This window comes from Mycobacteriales bacterium, from assembly GCA_035504215.1.
In the GTDB taxonomy this organism is placed as follows: domain Bacteria; phylum Actinomycetota; class Actinomycetes; order JAFAQI01; family JAFAQI01; genus DATAUK01.
In genome coordinates this window covers 1-5,699 of record DATJSI010000019.1, presented here as the reverse complement: position 1 = coordinate 5,699, position 5,699 = coordinate 1, and the positions used below count along the sequence as shown (strand labels likewise).

Below are 5,699 nucleotides of genomic sequence, written 5' to 3'. Positions count from 1 at the left end.
CGCCACCAGGTCGGGGAAGCGCTCGTCGGCCGCCCGCTCCAGCACCCAGGCGAGCACGTCGACCAGGATCGACCGGTAGCGGAAGGGGCCGCCGTGCTCCCCGTCGTTGCCGAGGCTGGCGAAGTACTCGAGCGCGTCGCCCGGGCGCGGCCGCCCGTCGTCGGGCGACCAGCGGTAGACGCGGTCGCTGACCGCGATCTCGGCGTCCGGATCGCGGTAGTCCTCGCCGTATTTGGTGCCGGTGCGCATGTCAAGCAGCTGCTGGACGGTCGCGCCGCGAAAGGAGGTGGCCTTCAACTCCGGGACGATGCTGTCGACGTTCGCGGTCACGTCGAGCGCGCCGCGGCCGGCCAGCGCGCCCGCCACGAGGCCGGTGATCGACTTGGAGACCGACATGAGCAGGTGCGGCGTGCCGGGGCGGAGGCCGTTGCGGTACTGCTCGGTGACGATCGCGCCCCGATGGAGGACGAGGAAGCCGTCGGTGTAGGTGTCGTCGAGCAGGCCGCCCACGGTCAGCTCGCCCTGCTCGGTCGAGAACCGCAGCCCGCTCAGGTCCCGCTCGTCGCGCTCGAGTTCCCAGACCGGACCGTCACCACGCGGGATCGCGGCAGTCGGTATGAGCTCGCGGACGTGCTGAAACGCCCACCGGTTATAGGGACCCTGCTGCCAATTCTCCAGCGTGACGAGCCGCTCCGCCGTGAACGGCGGTGATCCGACCATCAGCTGCGGCTTATCTGATCGTGGTTCTTCCCCTGCCCCCATCGACACAAAATAGCAGCTAATAGATCACGGTAGAACTCCCCAAGAAACTTATTAGGACCGATAAGCCGGGTGGTGTAATCTCAGCTCGTGTCTGCCCTGCAGTTCATCGCTTCGCTCGCGAACTCTCTTGCGTGGCCGATCGCCGTGGTGGTCGCAGCGATAGTGCTGCGCGAACAGCTTCGCGATGCCTTTGGGCGGATACAGAGTCTCAAATTGCCCTGGGGCGAAGCGACCTTCGCCACGCTCGCGCCTTATGAGCAGGCGCTGGCCGTCGCGGCGAAGAATGCGGACTCGCCTGAAGACGCCGCCGTGGTCAGGCGCGAGGCGACGGCGTTCGGCGTCCTCGAGGAACTGGCGGCGACGGCGCCCGCGCAGGCGGTCATCGATGCCTGGGGGCTGCTTGAGTACCAGCTCAACATGGCCTCCGATCGGATAGCGCCGAACCAGCCGCACGGCTGGCCGCAGGTGGCGCTGAACCTGGAGAGGCTGGACAACTGGCCGCTGCTGTCCCCGGCGATCGGCGAACTGCGGCGGCTGCGCGACTACACGGTCGAATCCAGCTGGCCGCCGTCGACGGCGGACGCGGTCCGCTACGTATCGCTGGCGCAGGATCTGGCGACCACGCTGCGGACCTCGGTCATATCCGAATGCGGCGACGAGGTTAGCGGTGCCAGATGAGCGAAACCCAAGGACCGGCCCCGGCAGGCAGCCACGACCACGCGCGGCTACGGGAACGGCAACTCGAGCTGACGCTGGCGACTGACCAGCGAATCATCGACCATACGAATACGCTGGCGGAAACACTTCATTTCATCGTCACCGAGACTCAGCAGATACTCAACGCCTCGCATGTTGACATCTTGTTCGAGTACGCGGACGGGCTGCGCAATGAGATCTCATCCGACCCGGCCGAGTTCGGTCATTTCGTGCCGATCGACAGCTCGATTTCCGGGCTTGTGCTGTCGAACCACCGGCCGGTCCTGGTAAACGATCTGCATAGTGATCCTCAGCTGCGCCAACGGTATTTCCCGCGGGTGGGGGAATCAGATCCGGCCGCCACTGTGCCGGGGCTCAGCGTCGTCGCCGCCGAACTCACCCTCGATGGAGACGCGATCGGCGTCATCAACGTCGAGGCGCCGCCCGATGTGCAGTTCGAGCAGTCGCATCTCGATTTCGTCGAGGCGGTGGCCGGGCAGGTGTCGATGGCGATCAGCCACGCCGCCCTTTTCGACGAGGACGATTTCAGGAACGCCACCGACCGGCTGCTGGTCGAGGCCACCCGGCGCGACGGCGATATGGTCATGCGCGAGGTTCTCGACCGTATCCTGAGCGCGCTGAACTCGCTGGCCTTCGTCAAGCCGGACGCGGCCGAGATCCTCTTCGCCGACCCGCAGGACGGCCAGTCCCTGGTCGTCGCCTACAGCACCAACAACGCCGACATCGGGGTTCGGGTGGATATCGGCACCAGCGTCTGCGGCCAGGCCTTCCGCGGCGGCCAGACGGTCCTGCTGCAGCGGGCGTTCGAGAGCCCGGACTACCGGCCCATCGACCAGTCGATGCGGTGCGAGATGGCCATCCCGATTACCTTCGGCGGGAGCAACCGGTTCCCGATCGGCGTGCTCAACCTCGAGAGCTCGCGCGAGAACGCCTTCAGCAACGTCGGGCAGGTGCTGGCCGAGCGGTTCGCGCGGCGGGTGGTCAACGCGATCGCGATGACGAAGATCCGGGCCGACATCGACAGCGAACTACAAGACCAGCTCATGGTGCTCGCCGCCGACCAGGTGCTCAACGCCGTCCACCGGATCAACAACCACGTCGGCTCGATCAGGGCGATTGTGCGGGACCTGCTTGAGGATCTCGATTCGCCCAGCCCGCCGGACGCCGACGACCTCACGACCCGGCTCCGAATGATCGCGATCAATGCGGAGAACACGCTCGAGATCCCGGACGAGTTGCGCCGGCGGATCGGCACGCTGCAAGAGAGCGCCGACGTCAACGCGCAGGTCGAAGGCGGCCTGGCGACGGTCAGGATCCCGAAGTCGATCGACCTGGTAGTTGAGCTGGCGCCCGGCCTGCCCAACATCCCGTGCACCGCCCTCGACCTCGTCGTCGAGAACCTGGTCCTCAACGCGGTCAAGGCGATGCAGAACCAGCCGGGATCGCTGCACGTGACGACCTGGCTGGACGTGCGCCTGCCGCGGGAGCCCTTCATCGTGATCACGGTGCGCGACACCGGGGTCGGGATGACCAAGCGCGAGCTTGACCGGCTTTTCGAGCCGGGTCAGGCGAGCCGCCGTGGCAGCGGGCTCGGGTTCGGGATGATGTGGGTCCGCGGCTGGGTCCGTCGCACCCAGGGGCTGATCGAGATCGAGTCCGAGCCCGGCTCGGGCACCACCGTCAACATCCGTTTCCAGATCGACCCGCAAGCGATCGATCGAACCCCCGAGGGAGTCGACCAGCCGTGAGGGCACCCACGAGAGCGCTGATAGTCGAGGACATCGGCAGCTGGATCTACACGTTCAACCGGGCCGCGCGCCGGGCCGGCGCCTCCGAAGTGGTCGCCTGCGAGTCGTTGCAGGCGGCCAGGGAGGCGCTGCGGACCGCCCGGTTCGATGTCGCGATCCTTGACATCGGCCTCGACCCGGACGATGACCAGAACTCCGACGGCATCAGGGTGCTCGAGGCGATCCGCGAGACCGACGGCGACAGCACCCGGTGCATCCTGGTCACCGGGTGGCAGGGCGGCGACCGGATGGACCTGCAGTCGTACGCGCAGCAGAAGTTCGGCGTCGACTGGGCCTTCATGAAGGAGAAGTACGACGCTCGCTCGGTCATCGCCAAGCTCACCGAGCTGCTCGAAGGGGCGGCCGCGCGACGTCTGGCCCAGTCGACGCCGATGGCCAATCTGGGTGCGAGCATGGAACCGTTCCTGTTCGAAGGCCAGGTGCTCGACGCGCTCTCCCCGAGCGGCGGGGTGCAGACCCTCTATTCGCTGGCGTCACGACTGCTCAGCTCCGTGATCCCGCTGCTGGCGGAGAAGCCGGCCCGCCCGATGGAGAAGGGACCGGACGGAGTGTGCGTCGGCGTGTACTGGAGCCGGACCCTGTCGGCCGCGGTGGCGGTCGGCCTGGCTCCGGCCGACCGCTGGCCGGAGGACGCGGCGGCGGTGCCGGCCAGCCTCAGCCACCTGCTGCCGGCCGGCATCACGCCCGATCTCCTCGAGGCTGTCCGGGTACGGGACGTGGCGGGGCGACTGTGGGAGCTGCCTGGACTTGACAGAATCTCATTTTCCATGTAATAGCTGAGCTGTCGTCTCGGCTACACCTCAGCGTGCTCCTTAGAGCGCTCGTTCAGGTTAGGGGAAGGACCCGCGGTGGCGATCGCCATCAACTCCGCTGACACCTGCGTGCTGGATGCGCCGGCCAGCCGCCGCTTTTACGTGCACGTCGGCAGCCTGGGATTCCTCGTCGCAGCTCAGCCCTCGATTTTCGAGGAGGTGGCGTACGCTCTCGGGCTGTCCGGGGCGAGCCGCGCGCTCGATCAGGCGGCCGAGGACTGGGAGATGTTCCCGTCCTCCGATATGCACGTTTCGCTTGCGCAAAAAGCAGCCGATCTGCACAAGCTGGCGGCCGACGCGCTCCGCACCTCGTTCCAGTGCATCGTCCACATCGTCCCGGAGCGGTTCGGCTTCACCGAGTTGCTGCTCGGGCCGACCGAGCAGATCAACGCCTGGTGCTACGAGGACGGTTACCTCACCTACGCCACCGATGAGAACGCCGCCGCGATCATGTACGCCGAGACGGGCAGCCTGCGCGAGCTGCGGAGCAAGATCAGGCGTTCGCCCGACTTCGACCCGGCCCTGCAGATGATCAGCGGGCAGAGCCTGTTCCTCTACGACCACCAGGTGAAGACCGGGTCGCGGACGGCGACGACGTACCGAAAGCAGACGGCGCGACTGCTGCGCAACGCGGCCGGAGCGGCCATCCCGACGGAGCTCATCGAGCGCGTGAACACCGCGCTGGCCGACGCCCTGGACGAGTGCGTCGGCTCGTCAGTGCGCACGTTCGACGGGGAGTCGGTGCTCACGATGTGTCAGGACCGGGCCGACCTGATGGTGCGCACGCTACTGCGCGGGATGCCGTAAGCGGTCGGCTTGGCCGGGTCGGGCCGGCTTGTAGGGTCAGGTGTGCCTGACGACCGGAACGATCCCTTTGCCACCGCGGCGCTGCGCGGCCGGGTGCTCGACGCCTGGGCGGCGTCACCCGCGCGGTTCCGCGAGGACGCCAACGCGGAGGAGGACTACGCGCTCGGCGGGTACCGTGACCGGGTCGTGGTGGAGCTGGCGCAGAACGCCGCCGATGCGGCCGCGCGGGCGGGAGTGCCGGGCCGGCTGCGGCTGACGCTGCGCGACGGGACGCTGGTCGCCGCCAACACCGGGGCGCCGCTGGACGCGGCCGGGGTGGAGGCGCTGTCGACGCTGCGCGCCTCGAGCAAGCGGGACCACGGCGCGGACGGGGCGCCGGCGACGGTCGGGCGGTTCGGGGTCGGGTTCGCGGCGGTGGTCGCGGTCACCGACTCCCCGCGCATCCACTCGGCGACCGGGTCGGTCGGCTGGTCTCGGGAACGGTCCGGGCTGCTGGTGGCCGGGGTGCCGGCGCTGGCGGGCGAGCTTGAGGCGCGCGGCGGGCACGTGCCGGTGCTGCGGCTTCCCTTCCCCGATGGCGACCGGCCGGATGACCTGCCGCCGGCCGGCTTCACGACCTCGGTCGAGCTCCCGCTGCGCGACGCCGCCGCCATCGGCCTGGTCGCGCGGCTGCTGGCCGAGACGGGACCGGCGCTGCTGCTGGCGCTGCCGGCGCTGGCCGAGATCGTCATCGAGACCGACCAGGGGAGCCGGGTGCTGACCGCGGTACGGGCCGACGACAGGGTGACGGTCA

General features: G+C 68.4%; 6 protein-coding genes. 5 read left to right on the top strand and 1 reads right to left on the bottom strand.

Annotated elements, in window-relative coordinates; all coding sequences use genetic code 11:
• Positions 1-720: serine hydrolase (locus VME70_01780; protein ID HTW18923.1), on the bottom strand; the 720-nt coding region annotated here is incomplete at its 3' end.
• A 129-nt stretch (positions 721-849) separates the two neighbouring features.
• Here VME70_01780 and VME70_01775 point away from each other — a divergent pair.
• From VME70_01775 to VME70_01755, 5 genes are all read left to right on the top strand, one after another.
• Entirely contained in the window at positions 850-1,440 is a 591-nt protein-coding gene (locus VME70_01775; GenBank protein HTW18922.1) for a hypothetical protein, read from the top strand.
• Positions 1,437-3,227, top strand: a complete 1,791-nt coding sequence (locus tag VME70_01770; protein ID HTW18921.1) for a GAF domain-containing protein — start codon at positions 1,437-1,439, stop codon at positions 3,225-3,227. Before VME70_01775 ends, VME70_01770 begins: the two co-directional genes overlap by 4 nt.
• A complete protein-coding gene (locus VME70_01765) occupies positions 3,224-4,060 on the top strand; it encodes a response regulator (protein ID HTW18920.1) in 837 nt (278 codons plus the stop codon). Before VME70_01770 ends, VME70_01765 begins: the two co-directional genes overlap by 4 nt.
• A 75-nt stretch (positions 4,061-4,135) precedes the next feature.
• The gene (locus tag VME70_01760) at positions 4,136-4,906 is read left to right on the top strand and encodes a hypothetical protein (protein HTW18919.1); all 771 of its coding nucleotides are present in this window, start codon (positions 4,136-4,138) and stop codon (positions 4,904-4,906) included.
• Positions 4,907-4,948: 42 nt separating this feature from the next.
• On the top strand, positions 4,949-5,699 hold a 751-nt coding region (locus VME70_01755), incomplete at its 3' end, for an ATP-binding protein (GenBank protein ID HTW18918.1).

What these genes read in the sequence shown, in the direction of transcription:
- VME70_01770 (HTW18921.1), top strand. Translation starts at nt 1,437, where the DNA reads ATGAGCGAAACCCAAGGACCGGCCCCGGCAGGCAGCCACGACCACGCG.